This is a genomic window from Pseudolactococcus raffinolactis NBRC 100932, from assembly GCF_001591765.1.
GTDB lineage: Bacteria > Bacillota > Bacilli > Lactobacillales > Streptococcaceae > Pseudolactococcus > Pseudolactococcus raffinolactis.
The window spans coordinates 1-22,206 of the sequence record NZ_BCVN01000019.1; the positions used below are offsets into that span (position 1 = coordinate 1).

A 22,206-nucleotide genomic window follows, 5' to 3' on the forward strand; every position below is an offset into this window, starting at 1 on the left:
TTGGTTAAACAAACAATCTAAAGTTCAATTATTGGGCTGTATTTAAATATTAGCGTACCTTTAGTTTAATTGTAGAACACTCACGATGTGGGCGGTGCATATTCGTTATATGCAAGGTATATAAAATACAAAAGAAAGGAGCGAAAGAAATATGGATATAAACAATTTTCCAGATAAACTTTTTACAAAAAAACAGTTGTTAGAAAAGTTTTTTCCTGCTATTCATAAGAGTACTCTTGAAAGATATATGCGAGATATTAATAAAAATGATGATTTCAAAGAAATAATTTCAAGACCAACATCACAAATGACTTTAATTAACGCTAAAGGCTTTTTTTTATATCTGAAATACAAAGAAAGTCAGTTGCATAAATGAAATGGTATAATTAGTGTATTCAACTAATGATATACCAAGAAAGGTGGGGTATATTGTTTCTTAAAAGATTGGATAATGGTAAATATCGTTATTATGAAAAATTCTATGATGAGAGTGAGGGTAAGTGGAAGCAAGTAAGTGTTACTTTGGGTTCTAAAACTAGACAGGCACAAGGAGAAGCGAGACGAAGGCTTGGGGTTAAGATTGACAAAAAAATACTTGAACATGATGAAAGATATAAGCAAAAACAGAAATTTCAAAAATTGAAAGTCAGAGAAGTGTATGATGAGTACAAAATATTTAGGAAGCAGGAGTTAAAGGATAGTACATATGCTGTTCAATCTGTGATGTTAAATAGTGTTTTAAAAAACATTCTTGATGATTTGATAAATAATGTTTCTGCAAAATATTTTCAAAGATATTTTATGTCAAGTAATAATTCGTTGCGTTACAAAAAATCTCAAAAATCTTTGATTAATTTGTTTTTTAAATATGCTTTAAAGTTAGGTTATATTGAATATAATCCGCTTGAACGTGTAGAATTGCCAAAACAAAGAAAAACTATTGAAGATATTCAAAAAAAACGAGAAAAGTTTTTGTCAATTGATGAGATGAAAAAATTCAAACAGTCATTTGAAGTAACTCCTCGTGAAGTTAGAATGAATTGCTTGATAGAGTTTATGTATTTGACAGGCTTGAGAATTGGGGAAGCATTGGCTTTGATGTGGGAAAATATAAATTTAATTGATAGAAAGTTGTATATAAAATACACTTTAGATAAGAACTCAACAAGTATTATGGAATTTAAGCTAAATTCACCTAAAACGATTGATTCATATAGAGTTGTTTCAATTAATGATAGGTGTGTTGAAATTTTGATTACTATGAAGCAATTGAATACTGAGGTAAAAAGGAAAAATGAATTGTTTGTATTTTTGAGCTTAACAGGTACTTTGATTAATCCTGATACATTAAATATATATCTAAAAAGAATAGCTAAAAAAGCAAACATAAAAAATAAAAAACCTGAAATGTTTTCAAGTCATATGTTAAGACATTCTCATGTTAGTTTGTTGACTGAGTTAGGAGTTCCTATTAAGACAATTATGGAACGTGTAGGTCATAAAGATGAAAAAACGACATTACAAATTTACACTCATGTTACTAAAAAAATGAAAGAAGATGTAGATGAAAAACTGAATAATTTGGAGTTGTGATTACTAACCAAAAACTAACCAAAAAGCTTGGTTAGCGTTACGTATCTGTGAATATCTATGTACTACATCTCAATTTAAATAGTGGATAAACCCTTTTATATCAAGGGTTATGAGTATATATGGGTATCTATGAATACTTGTATATGATATAATTTAATCATAACAAAAAAATGAAAAAAGTGAAAAATTTGACAAAAAATAAAATTATCGTGATTGCGGGGCCAACAGCAGTCGGAAAAACTGCCTTATCCATTAACATTGCGCAAAAATATGATGGTGAAATTATCAATGGCGATAGCCAGCAAGTTTATCGAGAAGTCCATATTGGAACAGCTAAGGCGACAGCAGGTGAGCAGGCTGCTGTAAGCCATCATTTGATTGATGTGCGTGACCTGTCAGAATCGTTCAGTGCACATGATTTTGTGACACAAGCCAATGTAGCGATTGCTGATATTTCATCTCGTGGTAAACTGCCGATTATTGTAGGTGGTACAGGCCTTTATTTGCAAAGTTTGATAGAAGGCTATCATCTTGGTGGCTCAGGGCATCATGAGGAGATGCGAGCCTTACGTCAAAAACTTGACTTGCTAACGGATGATCAACTGTTTGCTAAGGTTTTTGATCACCAGATTGAAATGCCAGAAATGAATCGGCGACGTGCGATTAGAGCCTTGGAAATTGCAAAATTTGGTGGCGAGTTAGCCAATCAAAAATCAGACTATGATTTTTTAATAATTGGTCTGAATACAGAGCGTTCAGTCCTATATGAGCGCATTAACCACCGTGTTGATCTGATGATGACAGCAGGCCTACTAGAGGAAGCAACGATGCTCTATGCGCGTTTTAGAGAGGCTCAGGTGTCACGTGCCATTGGCTATAAAGAGTTCTTTCCATATTTTGAGGGGCAGATTACCTTAGAGGCAGCAGTTGAAGCTGTTAAACAAAATTCTAGACGCTATAGTAAGCGACAAATCACCTGGTTCAAAAACCGAATGGGCGTTGACTTCCAAGATATTTTGGCGCCCGATTTTCAAGATCAGGTTGACCAGAAAATAGAAAGGTTTTTAGATGATAAAAACTGAAAAAACACAAGAAAAAGTTGTCCTAGTTGGTGTTGAAAGCTTTGATAACAACCAAACTTTTGAAGCGTCTATGACGGAATTAGCTAGTCTAGCTGAGACAGCTGGTGCTGTTGTGACGACTGTTTTCACGCAAAAGAAAGAGCGTCTAGACGGGAAATACCTGGTTGGGATTGGCAAACTCCAAGAAATCAAAGACAATTTAGAGGCTGATGAAGCGGATATGGTCATTTTTAATGAAAAATTGACACCGCGACAAAATGTCAATTTGGAAGGCTTTCTAGGCGTTAAAGTCATCGACCGAATGCAGTTGATTTTAGATATTTTTGCCCTTAGAGCGAGGAGTCATGTTGGCATGTTGCAGGTTGAATTGGCTCAGTTGAAATATCTGTTGCCACGTTTGTCGGGAAGTAAGGGATTAGAACTCAGCCGTCAAGCGGGTGGTATTGGCTCGCGTGGTGCAGGTGAAAGCCAATTAGAGACTGACCGCAGGCATATTCGCCATCGTCTTGAAATCATTGAAGCACAGCTTAAAAAGGCTGAAAAGGTTCAGGAAAATAGTCGCCAAAAACGTAATAACTCAAGTGTCTTTAAGTTAGGGTTAATCGGCTACACCAATGCAGGAAAGTCCTCTGTCTTCAATGCCTTGACGCAAAAAATTCAATATGAACAAGATGAATTATTTGCGACTTTGGATGCAACGACCAAGGATTTTTCACTTCAGGATGAATTTACAGTCACATTGACCGATACGGTTGGTTTTATTCAGGATTTACCGACGGAGTTGGTTCAGGCCTTTAAGTCAACGCTTGAGGAATCTAAAAATGTTGATTTACTCTTGCATGTGATTGATGCGTCAGATCCTAATCATAAAATTCATGAAGATGTTGTGGAAAGTATCATGAAAGACTTGGGCATGTCAGATATTCCAGTTTTGACTGTTTATAATAAACTAGATTTGGCTGAACATTTTGCGCCGACTATTTTGCCAAGTGTTCAGATTTCAATCAAGTCTGAGGCAGGGGTTCAGCAACTGCGCCAGGCGATTATTGCTAAAATTACGGAACTGTTTGTGCCTTTTGCGTTGGACTTGCCTTATGCAGCAGCTTATCATCTGCCCATGCTCAGAAAAATAGCTTTGCTTGAGACAGTGGTTGCAGAAGACGAAACGGAAACTTATCATGTGTCAGGCAGTATTTCTGAGCGTGAAAAATGGAGGTTAGTAGAAGATGGATTATGTAGAGTTAGCCATTAAGTCAGGTGGTTTTATGGCCATGGATCGGTTTTTGTTGACCAATCGCTTGGCGACTTTAGAAACGGAGCAGGAAAAGTTAGCTTATATCTGTCCGCCGGCAAGTGTGGTTAATGCTTACTTTGCTGAGCTCTATCAAAAACAAGGGCCAGAAGCAGCGACAGCTTACTTTTTAGACTTATCGACGACCTTTAGTAGTTTTTCAGCTGCGCCTAGTTTTGTCTTGGAAGGTTCTAGTGACGCCCCGACTTTTCGCTTTATTCGCTTAAATTTATCAGGTAAATCTTTTGGTTTCGCCTATGAAAATGTTACTGAGCGAGCGGTCGTTTTCAGTGAGTTTGAAGACGAGCTGGTGACGGATGAGCTTTTATTTGAAATTGCTCAGCTTTTTCCACAGTATGTCGTTAGTTTGGACAATGGTCGTATCACCATGGCTGCCCATGACTTTGGTACATTTGGAGAACCTCTTGCTTTAGATGATCTCACGACCAAGTCAGAAAATACCGACTATCTTAAAATAACTACCTTGAATATCGCAGACGGTTTAGCTCATTACGACAAACTGGTAAATAATAGCATTAGTAATAAAAAAATGATACAATTCAGTCATAGAACATTTTCATTGTATATCCAGAAAGTAGGCGTAAAATGACAGCAGTATTTCTTATTTTTCTACTCATCATTATTATCTTGATTTTGGCGAGTCTCTCAAGTTTGTTTTATGTCGTGAAACAACAAAGTGTTGTCATCATTGAACGCTTTGGTAAGTTTACAACGATTGCAAACTCAGGTTTCCATTTTAAATTACCTTTCGGCATTGACCGGATTGCCGCGCGCGTGCAGCTTCGTTTGCTTCAAAACGACATGAATGTTGAAACGAAAACACAAGACAACGTTTTCGTTCAAATGACGGTAGCGACGCAGTATCGAGTGAATGAACAGAACGTGACAGATGCTTATTACAAGCTGATGAATCCAGGTGAGCAAATTAAGTCTTACATTGAGGATGCTTTACGTTCAAGTGTACCAAAATTAACCTTGGACGAATTGTTCGAGAAAAAAGATGAAATTGCCCTCGAAGTGCAACGTCAAGTGGCTGAAGAAATGTCAACTTACGGCTATATCATCGTGAAAACTTTGATTACAAAAGTTGAACCAGACGCTGAAGTCAAACAATCCATGAATGAAATCAATGCGGCCCAACGTAAACGTGTCGCAGCACAAGAGCTTGCCAATGCGGACAAAATCAAAATCGTCACGGCAGCCGAAGCTGATGCTGAAAAAGATCGCCTACACGGTGTCGGGATTGCCGAACAACGTAAGGCGATTGTTGACGGTTTAGCTTTGTCTATCAAGGAAATGAAAGAGACTGGTGTTGATATTTCAGAAGATCAAATCATGTCGATTCTCTTGACCAACCAATACTTGGACACCTTGAACCAATTTGCCAATAATGGCAACTCATCTGTCTTCCTACCAAGTCAACCTGACGGCATTGAAGATATTAGGACACAAATTTTAACAGCACTCAAAGCCAAAGGATAATCCTGAATATCTCAGAAAACAGTTGAAGTTTGGAACCAACTATCAAGACAAAGAAACTTTTCCATTTTGGAGAAGTTTCTTTGCCTTTTAGCGGAAAATTTGTTAAACTATAATAGTTGTCAAACAAAAATTCCGTCCTTAGTGTAATGGATATCACGTAAGATTCCGGTTCTTGAGATGGGGGTTCGATTCCCTCAGGACGGATTTTTTTCTTTTATAAGACCACCTCTAAAAATGATTGCTAAGCGTTAAAGCTGATTTTTAAGGTGTTCATAAGCTTGAAGAGCGAAAGGAAACCATGGAAATACAATTTTTGGGCACTGGTGCAGGGCAGCCAGCCAAGCAGCGAAATGTGACGTCAATCGCGCTGAAATTACTTGCTGAGCGAAATGAAATCTGGTTATTTGATTGTGGTGAAGCGACCCAACACCAGATTTTAGAGACAAGTATTCGCCCGAGAAAAATTACGAAAATTTTTATCACGCATATGCATGGCGATCATATTTTTGGTTTGCCTGGTTTTTTGTCTAGTCGAAGCTTCCAAACGTCTTCTTCAGATGATCAGCCACAAAATCTAGATATATATGGGCCAGTTGGCATTAAAAACTATGTCATGACCTCACTTAGACTGTCTGGCAGTAAGCTTAGTTATCGGATTAATTTCCATGAGCTGGACGCCAGTCATGCCGGTAAAATCTTTTCAGATGAGACCTTTGAGGTTCATATGGCAACGCTAGACCACACGATTTACTGTATGGGCTATCGCATCGTCGAAAAAGATAAAAAAGGTGAGCTGGATGCAGCAGCGCTCAAAGCAGCGGGCGTTCCCTTTGGGCCACTTTTTGGCAAAATCAAAAATGGTCAAGACATTGATATTGACGGTAACTTGATTAAAGCCGCAGATTTCATAGGCCCAGATAAAAGAGGGCGTGTCGTAACGATTTTAGGCGACACACGCCAGACCGACCAGGCCATTCGTCTATCAATTGGTAGTGATGTGCTCGTTCATGAGGCAACTTATGAAGCTAGTGAAGCTAAGATTGCTAGAAACCACGGTCATTCAACGACGAAGCAGGCCGCAGAAGTTTCCAAACAAGCGCATGTTAAACGCTTGTTGTTGACCCATATTTCAGCGCGCTATGTTGGACCACTCGTGATACAGCTGGCTCAAGAAGCCAAGCAAACCTTTGATAACGCTTATGTCGTCAAAGACTTCTATGAGGAAGTGATTCAACCATGAAAAATTTGCTGATAACGGGTGCGACAGGTGATATTGCACGCGAAATCGCCAAACAAGTTCAAGGCTATCGTTTGATTTTATTATCACGTGATGTCAGTAGTTTAAAAGATATTTCAGAACACCTTTATCAGGTAAATTTGACAGACGAAAAAGCCTTAATCGCAACATGTCAACAAATCTCTCAGGACTTTGGTGCCATTGATGTTTTGATTAATAATGCAGGCTATGGCTATTTCAAACCATTTTTGACTGATACGACTAGCGATGTGCGTCAGATGTTCGACGTCAATGTCTTGGCCTTGATGACCGTCACACGCGCCTTTTTACCAGATATGATAGCTCAGAAATCTGGTCAGATTATCAATATAGCATCTATCGCAAGTTATATGGCCACTTCTAAAACGACTGCCTATGCAGCGACAAAATTTGCAGTCCGTGGCTTTTCAGATGCCTTAAGACAAGAAGTTGCGGATGCGAATATCAAGGTGCTGGTCGTCAATACTGGGCCAGTCTTAACGAAATTTCATGCCGCAAATCCTGACTATCTGAAAAAAGTTGGGAAAAATGCGGTCACAGCAACATTTGTTGCGAAAAAAATAGTCGCACATCTTCAGACCAGTAAACGAGAGTTAAACTTACCTTGGCAACTGAATCTTGCACGTATTTTCGCCATCAATTTTCCAAATGTTGTAGATAAAATAACGCGGAGGTTTTTCAATATAAAATGATCACACCTACCTATGATTGGCAAGTCAATACGGATGAACCGTCAGAAGACTTTGTCAAGTTAGTTAAAAAACAAAAAATAGATGCACTTTCAGCAAGATTGCTTTGGAAGCGTCAAGTTCGGACTGAAGAAGCCTTGATGACTTTTTTGAATCCATCGCTTGAAAATTTACATGATCCTTTCTTGTTTTACAGCATGAGTCGCGCTGTAGAGCGTATTCGTCAGGCGGTCGCCAATCAAGAATTGATCCTGATTTATGGTGACTACGATGCGGATGGTATGACCAGCGCCAGTATCATGAAGACGGCCTTAGACGAAATTGGCGCGGAAAGTCTAGTTTACCTCCCTAATCGCTTTACCGATGGCTATGGTCCAAATTTAGACGTCTATAAGTACTTCATTGAAAATGAAGGTGTCGGTTTGATTATCACGGTGGACAATGGTGTTGCCGGTCATGAAGCGGTGGCTTACGCCCAAGAAAGTGGCTGTGATGTCATCATTACCGACCACCATTCATTGCCTGAGACGCTACCAGATGCCTATGCCATTATCCACCCCGAGCATCCAGATGGACAATATCCTTTTAAGGCATTAGCAGGCTGTGGTGTTGCTTTCAAGGTCGCTTGTGCCCTTTTGGAATACATCCCATCAGAAATGCTAGATTTAGTGGCTATTGGGACGATTGCGGATATGATGGCACTCACCGATGAGAATCGCATCCTCGTCAAATTTGGCTTGGAAATTCTCAAAAATACAGAACGTGTTGGATTGGAAGCTTTGCTTAAGGTAGCAGGGATTGAATCAAGCGACATCACTGAGGAAACCATCGGCTTTCAAATTGCCCCAAGACTCAATGCCTTGGGTCGTATTGATGATCCCAATCCTGCCATTGAGTTATTGACAGGTTGGGACGAAGATGAGACCCGTCAAATCGCTGAGATGATTGACCAGAAAAATGTTGAACGTAAAGCGATTGTGGCGGAGATGCTATTAGAAGCTGAAAGTCAGTTGGATGACAGTCCAGTTCAGTTTATTTATCAGACGGGATGGAATCCTGGTGTGCTTGGAATTGTCGCAGGACAATTGCTACAAAAAACGGGCAAACCAATCGTCATGCTATCAGAAGAAAATGGCATTTTAAAAGGCTCTGCACGGTCAATTCCAGCTTTCAATATCTTTGAAGCCTTGACGCAGCATCGGGACTTGTTGATCGCCTTTGGTGGTCATGCGCAAGCGGCAGGAATGACTTTTGAACTGGCAAAACTACCGGAAATTAAAGCAGTTATTGCAGATTTTATTCAACAAAATAAAATTGATATGTCTAAGAAAAATAGCTTGCTTTTGGATGAAAAAATCTCATTATCAGATATGACACTTGAGACGATTAAATCCTTGTCCCAGTTAGCACCATTTGGCCAAGAAAATCCCAAACCTCTGTTTTTAGTTAGCGATTATCAAGTCGTTCAAAGTAGAGCTATGGGCCAACAAAATGCCCATCTCAAATTAAAGATTCAGCAAGATAAAACCCAGTTAGAAGCGGTTTACTTTGGTCATGGTCAGGAGACACTTGATTTTGAACAGACAGCACCAGATCTTGCCGTAACCTTATCGGTCAATACCTGGAATGGCAATACCTCTGTTCAGTTGATGATTACGGATGCGCGGGTTGAAGGCAGCCAGCTGATTGACCTAAGAAATCAGCAGAATCAAACACAAATTCCAGAAAATGCCTTTATTTTCACAAATGAATCGGAAAATCATGCTATAATGAGTGAGGTTCTGGTCATTGCAGAAACGCCAAAGGATGCGGAAGCCTTAGCAAGACTAGAAGAAATCGTTGCTGAACATGACTTTACAGCGATCTATTTTCAAAATCAGATCAAAGAAACTTTTTACCTCACAGGTGGTGGTACGCGTGACCAATTTGCTAAATTTTATAAGACGATTTATCAGTACCCAGAATTTGATGTGCGCTATAAACTTAAAAATTTAGCTGATTTCTTGAAAATCCCCGACATTTTATTGGTTAAAATGGTTCAGATTTTCGAAGAGTTGGGCTTTGTAACGATTCAAGATGGTTTGATGACCGTCAATCAAGCAGCAGCTAAACGTGAGATTTCAGAAAGTCAAATTTACCAAGCCCTACAAGTATCAGTCAAGCAACAAGCCTTCTTTGCCTTATCGCCTGTCGCTGACATTTATCATAAATTGAAAGAGAACTAAAATGGATTTAAAAAATTATATCGCAACAATTCCTGACTACCCTGAAAAAGGGATAGAGTTTCGTGACATCTCGCCTTTGATGGCTGATGGCAATGCTTATAGCTATGCGATTCGTGAGATCGTACAGTACGCGCAAGACAAACAAATCGACATGATCGTCGGACCTGAAGCCCGTGGCTTTATCGTTGGCTGTCCAGTCGCCTTTGAATTAGGGATTGGGTTTGCACCAGTTAGAAAACCAGGCAAATTGCCACGTGAAGTGATTGAAGCGCAGTACGAAAAAGAGTACGGCTTTGATACCTTGACCATGCATGCAGATGCGATTAAACCAGGGCAACGTGTTCTGATCGTAGATGATTTGTTGGCAACAGGTGGTACAGTTAAAGCGACGATTGAGTTGATTGAACAATTAGGCGGTATCGTCGCAGGTTGTGCCTTCCTCATCGAGTTAGATGACCTCAATGGCCGTGATAAGATTGGTGATTATGCTTATAAAGTACTCATGCATTACTAAAATGCTTAATCTTATGGTAAAATAGTCATATACTCAATTAACCAAAGAAAGCAAGCATTTTTGCCTATTTCCCGCCAATTTATAGTTGATATGTCTTGACGTACACCTGTACGTCATCGCCTTATCGCCTCTGGCATTGAAGTTGTCGCTTTAGCGGCTTACGGAAAAGCTATGGGCAACGTGGCTAAGCGCTTTTACCGCTTAGTTGTTGACCTAATTGGTAAAAAATAGCTCAAAAATTTTGTTTCCTTTCTTTAGTTAAATGAGAAAAGTAAACTTGATAGCTTATCTCTGACAGGATGTCGTGAGGTAACCCTATACTTTGTTTGATGGAGATAATAAATTGAAAATTAAAGCATTTGAAAATCAAGATTTGTCAGAACTTTCGATGATTGAAGTCGCACACGCGATGTTGGAAGAACAAGGCAAGGAAATGGACTTTAACGTCCTTGTCAATGAAATCCAAGACTATCTTGGCAAATCAGACAGTGAAATTCGTGATCGTCTGTCGCGCTTTTATACTGAATTAAATACAGATGGTAGCTTTATTCCACTTGGTAACAACGTATGGGCTTTACGTTCGTGGTATGCCATTGACGAGATTGACGAAGAAGTTGTTGCTCTTGACGAGTTGGATGATGAAGGCGACCGTCCTAAGAAAAAACGAAAAAAAGTCAACGCTTTTGCAGCAGATGGCATTGATATCGACTACAGTGATGATGATCCAGAAGATGACGATGATATCAATGATACGGATGTCACATATGACGATGAAAACCCAGATGACGAAAAAGATGAGGTCGAAGCCTTTGATGTCGAGCTTGAAGAAGTTGATATTGATGATGCCGAAGTAGATGGTATCGATGAAGATGACGACGAAGACGACGATGAAGACGAAGAAGATGACGATTTAGTCACTAAAAAATAATGGAGAAATCCATATTTTTTATTAAATCCTTGATTTTCAAGGATTTTCGTGTATAATCTAAAATGATAACGCTTGACACCTAAATATGATAAATCTAGACTAGTGTGTCTTATGAAAGTAGAAGATTGTTAATTTGGTAGAAAAAGATACAAAAAAATTTGAGCGTGAGACGTTCAAAGATAGAATTCTTCGTCAATTAGAAGAGGCCAGCCAATCTCTCGATGATGTCGCATCGGAGACAGGGTTTTCTGCGTCTAAAAATTCATCAGTCATACCTGAGATGGCAGATCATACTCGGGTTTCGGATGACTTGTCAATGACTGAGCAAGCAGATGATGCTTTATTTGGGAAAGCTGATCGTCCGCTTAAATCACGCACGTCTGCTAGTCGATCGTCGAGAGAGTGGCCTGTAGAGTCAGAGCCAACGTTTCATGATACGCCAGTAACAACTGAGCCATCTGAAGTGTTTGACACAGCTAATCACCGTCAGTCAGATTTGACTTTTAATCAGGTGGCAGAAGACACATCAGTAGAGGATACAGCAGAAATTAAAAATATCAAGAAAGTGACGCGTCGCTCTCAGGAAAGCTATACGCGTTCAACCAAGAAAAAATCTAAAAAATTGGCTGGTAAGATTATTGCAATCGTCGTCCTTGTCCTGTTTATTGCAGGTGGGACGACTGGCTTTTTAGGCTATAAGTATATCAAGAGCGAGATTCAGCCTTACAGCCTGACTGATAAATCAACCAAAGCAATAGAAATTCCTGCAGGTGTTGCCAGCAAGGAAATTGGTCAAATTCTTGAAAAAAATCACATTATCAAGAATGCGACAGCTTTTCAATATTATACGAAATTGAAAAGTTTGACTGGCTTTAAGTCAGGCTACTATAATCTGTCACCAAGTATGACGTTAACTACGATTGCTAAAACTTTACAAGAAGGTGGGACAGAGAAGCCTGTTGAACCCGTTTTAGGAAAAATAACGATTCCTGAAGGCTTCACCATTGACCAGATGGCGGATAAGATTTCAGATAATGTGTTGACGAAGTCAGACAAGGATAAGACGCCGTTTACCAAGGAAGAATTCTTGAAAGTTGTGACGGATTCGACCTTTATTGAGCAAATGAAAACGACTTATCCAGAGCTTTTTGAGTCTTTACCAGCTAGTGATTCGGGTGTGAAATATCAGTTAGAGGGTTATCTTTTCCCAGCGACTTATGAATATACGAAGAAATCTACGATGACGTCAGTTGTTGAGCAGATGATTGCGACAATGAACCAAAATCTGCAGCCTTACTATGAAAAGATTAAAACGGGTCCTAATCCTAAGACGGTTAATGAAATATTGTCTATCGCAGCCTTGACTGAAAAAGAAGCCAATAATGATGCTGACCGACGTAATGTCGCGCAAGTTTTCTATAATCGGATGAATGTCGGTATGACACTGGGCTCAAATATTTCGATTCTGTATGCTGAAGGTAAATTAGGTCAAAAAACGACCTTGGCTGAGGATGCGGCTGTGAATACATCTTTAGACTCGCCATTTAACCTGTATCTTCACTCAGGCTATGGTCCTGGTCCAGTGACCAACCCAAGCTTGTCGGCGATTAAGGCGGCAGTTGAGCCGACAGACAACAATGACTTGTATTTCGTAGCAGACGTGACAACCGGTAAGGTTTACTTCTCAGAAACACAAGCCGAGCATGATGCGAATGTTCAAAAATATGTCAATGACAAACTAGAAAATAAAGCATCAGATACTGAAACAGCACAATAAGACTAAATTTAAAACAAGGAAAGGAGATGAGTTTCACTGATTGTGAACGTGCTTAAGCATATTCACAATCAGTGACTCAGCATCTTAGATTATGGCAGATACAAAAACCTATCAAATGACCCGTGAGGGCTTTGAAGAATTAGAAGCAGAATTAGACAATCTCAAACTCGTTAAACGTGCAGAAGTTGTTGAACGGATTAAAGTCGCACGTTCTTACGGCGACTTATCGGAAAACTCAGAGTACGAAGCAGCCAAAGATGAACAAGCCTTCGTCGAAGGTCGTATTGCAACAGTAGAGACGATGATTCGTAACGCTGAAATCGTTGACAATGCAGGTGTGAAAAGTAATGAAGTCGCACTTGGTAAAACAGTCACGTTCCTTGAAGTAGGCGAAGATGAAAAAGAAACTTATAAAATTGTTGGATCTGCCGAAGCGGACCCATTCAACGGTAAGATTTCAAACGAATCCCCAATTGCGGCAGCACTTATCGGCCGTAAAACTGGCGATACAGTTATGATTCCATTACCAGTAGGTGAAATGGAAGTGAAAATCGTTAAAGTATCTTCTAAATAATCGTTAGAAGACACCAACATTATAAAGCCATCCGGATTAGCGGATGGCTTTATTGTTTCGCTTACATGTTCTGACATTAATCCAATTGCTATAAGATAATGCCTTTACTTGCTAAATTTTCCAAACACTCATTTAAATAGGTTTGATTGTGCTCAGGATAAATCGGGCTTGTCTGAGGACAAGGTGCGAGCTCCTCGTATTTGGCGCAATGCAAGCCACGATAACTTGGTTCTAACCAGTTTTCATCAGGGTGATAGCCACGTGCTATCATTTCACCCATGACTAGGAGATGATACTGGTAGAGTTTGTAGGGGGAGTAGTTAAAGACATAGTTGACTGTGGCGTGTTTCTTACCCCAACCCTTGCCCCTTAGTGCTGCCGTTTCTCGGTGTTGTCCTAATAGTTGTTGCCGTGGTAACTGGTTTAGCAACTTTTCATGCCAAAGTCTCATTTTTTTCTTGCTCCTCTTGAATTTCACGGATCAATCGTGAGTGCATTAAATAAGTCACCTGATATTTTAAGGTCAGATTTTTTAAAAAAGATCCGAGTTGATCATTATCAACCTCTAATACTGCTAAGCGCCGTAGGTAGTCATTCTTTTCTTCAGGCGTCGCTATTTTCTTGAAATAACCCCAGACGTGTTCGTAGGCTGTTGTTAGCGTTTTGCGCGTTGGAACTTGTAAGGCAGCCTCTTGTAGCAAATTTTCAAATGTGACTGCTGTTTCGTCTGACCAGTCATTATTTTTAGCCAGTACTCTGATTTGATTATAAAGCTGCTGTGAATGGGCCATGACCCAATATTTGTGTTCGGCCCATTTGACTTGCCAAGCTGTCATTGTTTATCCTCCATGTGATGTTGTTGCCTATCTATTTAGACCAACTGCCCAATGGCCTGATAAGCATAGTAAGTCTGTGGTGCCTGATCTTTTTTAATCTCACTCGTATGTTCGGACAAGAAAAATCCCTGCCACTTCATCATACCACGGTCTTGATACAGTCTGATTTCCTCAAATTGGCTATAATGTCGATCTACTTTTGTCATGATAAACCGTCTAAACCTCCTGCTGAATGACCACCAACGAGCTTACTACGTGCAATGACGCGCGAACCGTTAGCTAAACTATTAGCTTTTTGAACTGATAAAAAGCCGTGTTTTTCTCTAATTACATCGATAACATCTTGAACCGTCTCTTGTTTTTGTGTGACTTGAGCATCATCAAACAAGGAAATCAGCTCAAAATCATCGTCACATAGCCTGCCGTAGGAAACCCCAATTCGTCTGACTGCACCAGACGCATATTTATCCCGAAAAAGGCGTAAAATTGCTTGTGTTAGTTTTTGCGTCGAATGTGTTGGTTCAATTGACATTTGAGCGTGAATGGACGGTTTGTTTTCAGAAAAGCCGTAACCCACATAGAGTGAGATCAGTTGTGTTTTTTTCTTAGACCTGCGTGTACGGATTGCCACCTGTTCAGCCAACTCCGAAATCACTAGCTCGATCTCTCTTTGGGAGGTGTAATCTCGAGGTAAGGTTTGAGAGTTGCCGATTGATTTACTTTTGGCATCGTATTTTTCTGAAACGTTGGATTCATCAATGCCATTAGCATGGCAAAATAGTTGCACACCCAGAATACCGAATTCTTTTTTTAAAACAGTAGGATGCGTATGCGCTAACTCGTAGATAGAGTTGACACCGATATGTCGTAAGCGTTTGGCGGTTCGCCTGCTAATGCCCCAAAAATCGGTTAAGTCTGGGATTTGCCAAACGGTATCTGCAATTGTTTCGTAAGTCCATAAAGCTCGCATATTTGACGTGTGCTTGGCGGCATTATCTAGCGCTAGTTTGGCTAGTAAGGGATTGCCGATACTCATCCCAACTGTTGCATAAAGTCCAGTTTGTTGATAGATAGCAACTTGGATGTCATGACTGACGGCATCCAGTTTCTGGGCGGGTGTAAGACTTTGATCTGGGTAAAAATAATTTAGCGATTCAGTCAAATCAACAAAGCCTTCATCTATAGAATACCAACAAATCTCATCAATAGCTGCAAAATCTTGGATGATGTGTTGAATTTCCATGTTTTTATCAATATAGGCTGACATCCTAGGGGGTGTCATAATCGTCCGTTTGGCCCAGGATTCAATGAAAGCCACATGTGATGGCGAGGGTTCTGGCGCGCGATTGAGCCAGTCTCTTGTGACGGTTCGGTAGTAATTTTGGTAGTTAAACTTGTGCGTGGTGGTATAAAAAGGTAAATCACGACTTCGCCCGACATTAGACTTGCCAAACACTTGCTTAAAAGTAGGGGAACTTGCTAAAATCAACCCGCCTGAATTATCTGCTTGACTCATGACACATAGTGAGGTCGTCAAAGGATTCAGTCCACGTTCGACACATTCGACACTGGCATAAAAAGATTTCATGTCAATGAAAGCAATCGCTCGGTGCTGTTCTTTGGTGTAATCGAAATCTGGTGTAATCATCAGTGTCCTTTCTAATATTGTATTGTACGCCCTCGATATCTGTGGCCTAGTCCGCTTTCTCTATTGGAATAAAATGTCCAATGATCTTTCCGATAATCCGTGGTGCGTCATCGAACGGGGCGAATTTATCGGGATAGTCGGGATTAGCGGAGACTAGGCGCAGACCATCTTTTTCGCGGTAGACATGCTTGATGTAGGTTTGAGCGTCCCATTCGACAGCATAGACGGCACCGTCATAGTCAAAGGTTGTCTGCCTGATGAGGGCGACGGAGCCGTTTTCGAATTCGGGGGTCATGGAGTCGCCGAAAACCCAAGAAGCAAAATCGTAGTCATAGGCTTTGTCGGAATAGGCAATATCGTAGGTACCGTCATCAAAATAGCCATAGCCTGTTCCTGCGGATAATTTTTCGTAGACCTTATTGGGCACGAGGTGTAGGAGCGGTGTGGTTGCCTTTTCCTTGTCTTGGTCTGTTTGTTGCTGTTTTGTGTAAGTTAAGACCCTGTCTTGTCTCTGGTGGGTTAAGGTATCATAGATAGCTAGTAAATCGGCTCTATTATCTTGGCTTAAGTCACTGACTTCAACTTGGAAGAGGTTGGCTAGTTTTTCAAGGTTATCTATTTTGGGGCGGACAGTGCCTTTCTCCCAAAAGCCGTAGGCAGGTCTTGAAATACCAAGTTGCCTAGCGATTTCTCCTTGGCTTAGGTGGTGTGCTAGTCTTAGTTTTTTTAGATTTTGGCTCAAACTCATGGCGTATCCTTTCTTTAAAAAGTGGTAAGTTTTTTACTTACCACTAGGATAATCTATTTTCGGAATTTAGTCAATAAATATTTCTGATATTATCATTTTAAGGATAAAGGACTGTCTTGATGATCGTCATAAATAAAGATGAGGAAAATATCAGTAGACTGGAAACTAAAACTAATGCCCTACAGTTATGTGGTTATCTAAAGCCCTTTAGGATAGGTTTTAAAGGACTTGAGAGTAGCAAAACAATTTAAAAAATGATACAATGGTCAAACAAGGTCAGAAAAAATATTGAACATGAATTACCAAGTACTGATGCCTCCGCTTGATGGAGCGCAAGCAGAGCTCAAGTTTCAAGATTTCATGAAATGGAATCGAAGGAAGGAGAAATTGTGAGAAACACATCAGATATGATAGAGAAATACCTCAAGGAGTTACTTTCTCAGGCAGCAGAAATCGAAATTCGACGCTCAGAGATTGCAGAACATTTTGGCGTTGTGCCGAGTCAGATTAACTATGTCATTAAGACACGCTTCACCCTACCAAAAGGCTTTGAAGTTGAGAGTAAACGTGGTGGCGGTGGCTATATTCGAATTGTTAGAATCCAGTATTCGGATGCCCATGATTTCTTAATGGACATTTTAAACAAAATGCCAGAAAAAATGACCGTCAGCATGGTACAAGATCTTATGCAATTGATGTTTAACGAAAAAATTGTGACAGAGCGCGAAGGAAATCTACTACTCGCAACGCTGAGTCATCCAGTCTTGACGGATTTACAACGAACTATTTTATTAACCTCAACGATTCACCGATTGGATAAGATGGACTAAATGACCCTATAACTAAGGAAAATAATAAATGACACAAAATTATACGCACATACTTGAAGATATTCTCAAAACAGCTCGCGTTTTTGCGGCGGGCAATGGTTATGATTATGCAGAAACATCACACGTCTTGGCGGGGATGTTATCGAGTAACGATAGCTTTGGCCAAAACATTCTAACGGATCACGATGTGACGATTGAAATGGCGCTAGATGAAATCGAACAACACCAGTTACCCGAAAAAATGCAAACGGTTCAAAATATCCAATTTTCACCTAAGGTCGAACAGCTCTTGCTAGAAGCAGATGCACTTGCAGCTCAAAATCATTTGGCAGAAACAGGGTCTGAACACTTGCTCTATGTCATCTTGACTGATGATGACAATGTTGCCAAGAAACTTTTGGAACTAAACAAAATCAAAATTACTGAAATCGTTAAAGACTTAATTGAGCTCGGTAATATGAATGTCAAAAAAATAGCTAAAAAAGCGGTCACACCGATGGGAAAACGCGATATCGCATCGGGTGTTGCGGCGGCAAGTATTACACCAACGCTAGATTCAGTGGCGCGTGATGTGACGGAAGATGCTAGACAAGGACGCATTGATCCGATGATTGGTCGGGATAAGGAAATTGAGCGCGTGATTCACATTTTGAGTCGCCGGACAAAAAATAATCCTGTCCTAGTTGGTGAACCTGGTGTTGGTAAATCAGCTATTATCGAAGGCTTGGCGCAACGTATGATTGATGGCAATATCCCTGCAAATATGCAAGGTGTACGTCTTATGTCACTTAATATTGCTAATGTGGTTGCCGGTACTAAATTCCGCGGAGAATTTGAAGACCGGATGACTGCGATTGTTGATGAAGTCAGCCAAGATGCAAATACTATCGTTTTTGTCGATGAGCTACATACGATCGTCGGTGCTGGTGGCGGAACGGATTCTGTTACCGATGCCTCAAACATTATGAAACCTGCACTAGCTCGTGGTGAGTTTCAGCTGATTGGCGCAACGACCTTTAACGAATACCAAAAATACATCGAAAAAGATGCTGCTCTGGAACGTCGCTTTGCAAAAGTTACTGTTGAAGAGCCATCTTCAGACGAATCGATTGCAATTCTACAAGGTCTTCAAAGCAAATTTGAAGCCTTTCATCAGGTAAATTTTGACGCTGATGCAGTCAAGGCAGCGGTTCAGCTCAGTGTTCGCTATATGCCAAGTCGCAGACTGCCGGATAAGGCCATTGACTTACTCGATGAAGCAGCTGCTGCCGTTAAAATTTCAGCTAAAAATAATTTATCCGAACAAAGTAAGCTAGATAAAAAAGCATCACAGCTTGATGAACAGTTACAAGAAGCGATTATCAATCAAGATTTTGTGCTAGCTAAAAGCTTAAACAAAGATCTTCAAAAACTTGAAGCCAAACGTGAGAAACTAACGGTTAAAACAAAGTCGTCTCGTGTGAGCGAAGGTGATGTCTTTGCGGTTGTGTCTAACTTGACTGGCGTGCCTGTCACACAGATGAGCCAAAGTGAGATGACGCGTTTGATTAACTTAGAAAAAGAACTCCATAAACGCGTTATCGGTCAAAGCGAAGCCGTTACAGCTGTTGCTAGTGCTATCCGTCGTAGTCGTTCAGGCATCTCAGATGACAGACGTCCTATGGGTTCCTTCATGTTCTTGGGGCCTACCGGTGTCGGGAAGACAGAGCTTGCTAAAGCTCTGGCAGAGACCGTTTTCGGCGATGAAAACAGCATGATTCGTATCGATATGAGCGAATATATGGAGAAATTTAACACCAGTCGTTTAGTTGGAGCACCTCCTGGCTATGTTGGCTATGACGAGGGCGGTCAGCTAACCGAGCAGGTGCGCAACAAGCCTTATGCTGTCGTCCTATTTGACGAGGCTGAGAAAGCCCATCCGGATGTCTTTAACCTCCTGCTCCAAATCCTTGATGACGGCTTCATCACGGATGGTAAGGGGCGCAAGGTAGACTTCCGCAACACAATCATCATCATGACCAGTAACTTGGGTGCGACCTCATTACGCGACGATAAGACGGTCGGATTTGGTGCAGCCAATGCCTCAACCGACTACGTCGCCATGAAGTCTAGAATTTTAGAAGAGTTGAAAAAACGGTATCGCCCAGAGTTTCTCAACCGTATCGATGAAAGCATTGTTTTCCACCCACTTTCTGAGCAGGAATTATCAGATATCGTAAAAATCATGGCTAAACCATTGATTAAACGTTTGGCAGAACGTCACATCACCTTGAAACTTTCTGCCACTGCCTATCAGCTTATCGCTAAAAATGGCTTTGAACCAGAATATGGGGCCCGTCCAATCAGAAAAGCTTTGGAGAAAAAACTTGAGAATCCTCTGTCGGATAAAATTTTGTCAGGCGAAATTAAGGCTGGAAATAGTGTGACAGTAGGCGTTTCCAAAGGTGAGTTGACAATCAAAGTTATTGATTAACCGAATTAACCAAAAAGGTATTGTAAAATATTTGTGAAAAAAACGTTTTCACGGTATAATAAGGGTATAAAAGATAAAGAGGTGATTATTATGATTAAATTTAACATTCGCGGTGAAAACATCGAAGTCACAGACAGCATCCGCAGCTACGTTGAAGAAAAGATCAGCAAACTTGAAAAATACTTTACTGAAAATCAAGAGCTGACTGCCCACGTTAATCTTAAAGTTTATGCTGATAAAACGTCAAAAGTAGAAGTGACAATTCCAGCTAAAAACATCACACTTCGTGCGGAAGATACCTCTCAAGAGTTGTATGGTTCAGTTGATTTGGTTCAAGAAAAACTGGAACGCCAAATTCGTAAGTACAAAACAAAAGTACAAAAGAAACGTAACCACATCGCAACTGGTAAAGTCTTTGATACCTTTGTCGAATTAGCACCAGAAGAAGAAATTGAAGAAGCAAACATTGAAATTGTTAGAACTAAAAACATTGATTTGAAACCTATGGATGCTGAAGAAGCGGTGCTTCAAATGGATTTGATCGACCATGATTTCTTCATCTTCACAGACGGTGAAACAGGTGCTACAAGCATCGTTTATCGCCGGGAAGATGGTAACATTGGTTTGATTGAAACCAACTAATACACCTCATTTTAATAAATGACTGAAAAAGGCTGCACATTGTGTAGGCTTTTTTAGTATGATTTAGAGTAGATGTCCTGAAATTATAACATGTAAGCATTTGGAATGAAAATTTTCTGTAAAAAAAGGTGTGGGACAGTATTTTTCCTTGAAATATCCGTAAAATAGTGGTAATATAAGGTGGTAATTAAAAAAATGCCATCGGGTGTTTAAAATTAAAGGAGACAAAAATGTCAATTATTACTGATGTTTACGCTCGCGAAGTCCTTGACTCACGCGGTAACCCAACAATCGAAGTAGAAGTTTACACTGAATCAGGTGCATTCGGCCGTGGAATGGTACCTTCAGGTGCTTCTACTGGTGAACACGAAGCTGTTGAGCTCCGTGATGGTGACAAATCTCGTTACCTTGGTAAAGGCGTACAAAAAGCTGTTGACAACGTAAACAACGTTATCGCTGAAGCTATCATTGGTTACGATGTTCGCGACCAACAAGCTATCGACCGTGCGATGATCGCTTTGGACGGAACACCAACTAAAGGTAAACTTGGCGCTAACGCAATTCTTGGTGTGTCTATCGCTGTAGCTCGTGCTGCTGCTGACTTCCTTGAAGTACCACTTTACCACTACCTTGGCGGTTTCAATACAAAAGTATTGCCAACTCCTATGATGAACATCATAAATGGTGGTTCACATGCTGACAACTCTATTGACTTCCAAGAATTCATGATCATGCCAGTTGGCGCGCCTACTTTCAAAGAAGCGCTTCGTTATGGTGCAGAAGTATTCCACGCTTTGGCTTCAATCCTTAAAGCTAAAGGTTACTCTACTGCCGTTGGTGATGAAGGTGGTTTCGCACCTAACTTGAAATCAAACGATGAAGGTTTCGAAGTCATCATCGAAGCGATCGAAAAAGCTGGTTATGTACCAGGTAAAGACATCGTTCTTGCTATGGATGCTGCATCTTCTGAATTCTACAACAAAGAAAAAGGCGTTTACGAATTCGGTAAATTGGCTAACAAACCAGAAGAAGAGTGGGAACTTAAAACTGAGAAAGACATGATTGCTTACTACGAAGAACTCGTAGCTAAATTCCCAATCATCTCTATCGAAGATGGTCTTGACGAAAACGACTGGGAAGGTTGGAAAGAATTTACTAAAGTACTTGGTAAGAAAATCCAACTTGTTGGTGACGACTTCTTCGTTACAAACACTGACTACCTCAAACGTGGTATCGCTGAGGGTGCTTCAAACTCAATCCTTATCAAAGTTAACCAAATCGGTACTTTGACTGAAACTTTTGAAGCAATTGAAATGGCTAAAGAAGCTGGTTTCACTGCTGTTGTCTCTCACCGTTCAGGTGAAACTGAAGATTCTACAATCTCAGACATCGCTGTTGCAACTAACGCTGGTCAAATCAAAACTGGTTCATTGTCACGTACTGACCGTATCGCTAAATACAACCAATTACTTCGTATCGAAGATCAATTGGGTGAAGTTGCGGTTTACAAAGGCCTTGACTCATTCTACAACATCAAAGACAAATCTCGTTTCTAATCAGTTGATCTGATTTCAGAG

General features: G+C 40.3%; 22 protein-coding genes and 1 tRNA gene. 18 read left to right on the top strand and 5 right to left on the bottom strand.

The window, feature by feature from the left end:
• Positions 1-151 precede the first annotated feature (151 nt).
• The 14 genes from LRA01S_RS06625 to greA all read left to right on the top strand — a co-directional run bounded on the left by LRA01S_RS06625 (position 152) and on the right by greA (position 13,452).
• A complete protein-coding gene (locus LRA01S_RS06625; RefSeq protein WP_061774851.1) occupies positions 152-376 on the top strand; it encodes a hypothetical protein in 225 nt (74 codons plus the stop codon).
• Positions 377-429: 53 nt separating this feature from the next.
• A complete protein-coding gene (locus LRA01S_RS06630; RefSeq protein ID WP_061774852.1) occupies positions 430-1,593 on the top strand; it encodes a tyrosine-type recombinase/integrase in 1,164 nt (387 codons plus the stop codon).
• Between the two features lie 170 nt (positions 1,594-1,763).
• Positions 1,764-2,675 (top strand): tRNA (adenosine(37)-N6)-dimethylallyltransferase MiaA, encoded by a 912-nt coding sequence (miaA, locus tag LRA01S_RS06635; RefSeq protein ID WP_061774853.1) that lies wholly within the window; start codon positions 1,764-1,766, stop codon positions 2,673-2,675.
• Positions 2,662-3,927: a GTPase HflX gene (gene hflX, locus LRA01S_RS06640; protein ID WP_061774854.1), complete on the top strand. Its 1,266-nt coding sequence runs from the start codon at positions 2,662-2,664 to the stop codon at positions 3,925-3,927. The genes miaA and hflX overlap by 14 nt, the downstream gene beginning before the upstream one ends.
• Entirely contained in the window at positions 3,902-4,576 is a 675-nt protein-coding gene (locus tag LRA01S_RS06645; protein WP_061774855.1) for a hypothetical protein, read from the top strand. The genes hflX and LRA01S_RS06645 overlap by 26 nt, the downstream gene beginning before the upstream one ends.
• Complete coding sequence (locus LRA01S_RS06650; RefSeq protein WP_061774856.1) at positions 4,573-5,469, top strand: SPFH domain-containing protein; 897 nt, start codon at positions 4,573-4,575, stop codon at positions 5,467-5,469. Before LRA01S_RS06645 ends, LRA01S_RS06650 begins: the two co-directional genes overlap by 4 nt.
• 132 nt (positions 5,470-5,601) lie before the next feature.
• Positions 5,602-5,673 (top strand) — tRNA-Arg (locus LRA01S_RS06655).
• 94 nt (positions 5,674-5,767) lie between these two features.
• Positions 5,768-6,709, top strand: coding sequence for a ribonuclease Z (gene rnz / locus LRA01S_RS06660; protein WP_061774857.1), 942 nt, complete (start codon positions 5,768-5,770; stop codon positions 6,707-6,709).
• A complete protein-coding gene (locus LRA01S_RS06665; RefSeq protein WP_061774858.1) occupies positions 6,706-7,437 on the top strand; it encodes an SDR family NAD(P)-dependent oxidoreductase in 732 nt (243 codons plus the stop codon). The genes rnz and LRA01S_RS06665 overlap by 4 nt, the downstream gene beginning before the upstream one ends.
• Positions 7,434-9,659 carry a single-stranded-DNA-specific exonuclease RecJ gene (gene recJ / locus LRA01S_RS06670; RefSeq protein WP_061774859.1) on the top strand — a complete coding sequence of 742 codons (2,226 nt, stop codon included), beginning with the start codon at positions 7,434-7,436 and terminating at the stop codon, positions 9,657-9,659. Before LRA01S_RS06665 ends, recJ begins: the two co-directional genes overlap by 4 nt.
• Position 9,660: 1 nt before the next feature.
• Positions 9,661-10,173, top strand: a complete 513-nt coding sequence (locus LRA01S_RS06675) for an adenine phosphoribosyltransferase (RefSeq protein WP_061774860.1) — start codon at positions 9,661-9,663, stop codon at positions 10,171-10,173.
• 343 nt (positions 10,174-10,516) lie between these two features.
• On the top strand, positions 10,517-11,101 hold the full coding sequence (gene rpoE, locus LRA01S_RS06680; RefSeq protein WP_061774878.1) for a DNA-directed RNA polymerase subunit delta: 585 nt from the start codon (positions 10,517-10,519) through the stop codon (positions 11,099-11,101).
• A 133-nt stretch (positions 11,102-11,234) separates the two neighbouring features.
• A complete protein-coding gene (mltG, locus tag LRA01S_RS06685) occupies positions 11,235-12,878 on the top strand; it encodes an endolytic transglycosylase MltG (protein WP_061774861.1) in 1,644 nt (547 codons plus the stop codon).
• 91 nt (positions 12,879-12,969) lie between these two features.
• On the top strand, positions 12,970-13,452 hold the full coding sequence (gene greA / locus LRA01S_RS06690) for a transcription elongation factor GreA (RefSeq protein ID WP_061774862.1): 483 nt from the start codon (positions 12,970-12,972) through the stop codon (positions 13,450-13,452).
• 88 nt (positions 13,453-13,540) lie between these two features.
• On the opposite strand, the gene LRA01S_RS06695 is transcribed toward greA, so the two are convergent.
• Genes LRA01S_RS06695 through LRA01S_RS06710 form a run of 5 tightly spaced genes read right to left on the bottom strand, consistent with a single transcriptional unit; the run spans position 13,541 to position 16,684 of the window.
• Entirely contained in the window at positions 13,541-13,903 is a 363-nt protein-coding gene (locus LRA01S_RS06695; RefSeq protein WP_061774863.1) for a TIGR02328 family protein, read from the bottom strand.
• Positions 13,887-14,288: a YbgA family protein gene (locus LRA01S_RS06700; protein ID WP_061774864.1), complete on the bottom strand. Its 402-nt coding sequence runs from the start codon at positions 14,286-14,288 to the stop codon at positions 13,887-13,889. The genes LRA01S_RS06695 and LRA01S_RS06700 overlap by 17 nt, the downstream gene beginning before the upstream one ends.
• A 35-nt stretch (positions 14,289-14,323) precedes the next feature.
• On the bottom strand, positions 14,324-14,494 hold the full coding sequence (locus LRA01S_RS11085) for a hypothetical protein (protein WP_169797132.1): 171 nt from the start codon (positions 14,492-14,494) through the stop codon (positions 14,324-14,326).
• Positions 14,491-15,936 carry a Y-family DNA polymerase gene (locus tag LRA01S_RS06705; protein ID WP_061774865.1) on the bottom strand — a complete coding sequence of 482 codons (1,446 nt, stop codon included), beginning with the start codon at positions 15,934-15,936 and terminating at the stop codon, positions 14,491-14,493. Before LRA01S_RS06705 ends, LRA01S_RS11085 begins: the two co-directional genes overlap by 4 nt.
• 46 nt (positions 15,937-15,982) lie before the next feature.
• Entirely contained in the window at positions 15,983-16,684 is a 702-nt protein-coding gene (locus LRA01S_RS06710; RefSeq protein WP_061774866.1) for an XRE family transcriptional regulator, read from the bottom strand.
• A gap of 386 nt (positions 16,685-17,070) precedes the next feature.
• Between LRA01S_RS06710 and LRA01S_RS06715 the strand changes: the two genes are divergently transcribed.
• The 4 genes from LRA01S_RS06715 to eno all read left to right on the top strand — a co-directional run bounded on the left by LRA01S_RS06715 (position 17,071) and on the right by eno (position 22,185).
• A complete protein-coding gene (locus tag LRA01S_RS06715; protein ID WP_061774879.1) occupies positions 17,071-17,514 on the top strand; it encodes a CtsR family transcriptional regulator in 444 nt (147 codons plus the stop codon).
• 28 nt (positions 17,515-17,542) lie between these two features.
• On the top strand, positions 17,543-19,987 hold the full coding sequence (locus LRA01S_RS06720) for an ATP-dependent Clp protease ATP-binding subunit (RefSeq protein ID WP_061774867.1): 2,445 nt from the start codon (positions 17,543-17,545) through the stop codon (positions 19,985-19,987).
• 90 nt (positions 19,988-20,077) lie between these two features.
• On the top strand, positions 20,078-20,629 hold the full coding sequence (gene hpf / locus LRA01S_RS06725) for a ribosome hibernation-promoting factor, HPF/YfiA family (protein ID WP_061774868.1): 552 nt from the start codon (positions 20,078-20,080) through the stop codon (positions 20,627-20,629).
• Between the two features lie 230 nt (positions 20,630-20,859).
• Positions 20,860-22,185, top strand: coding sequence for a phosphopyruvate hydratase (gene eno / locus LRA01S_RS06730; protein WP_061774869.1), 1,326 nt, complete (start codon positions 20,860-20,862; stop codon positions 22,183-22,185).
• Positions 22,186-22,206 lie beyond the last annotated feature (21 nt).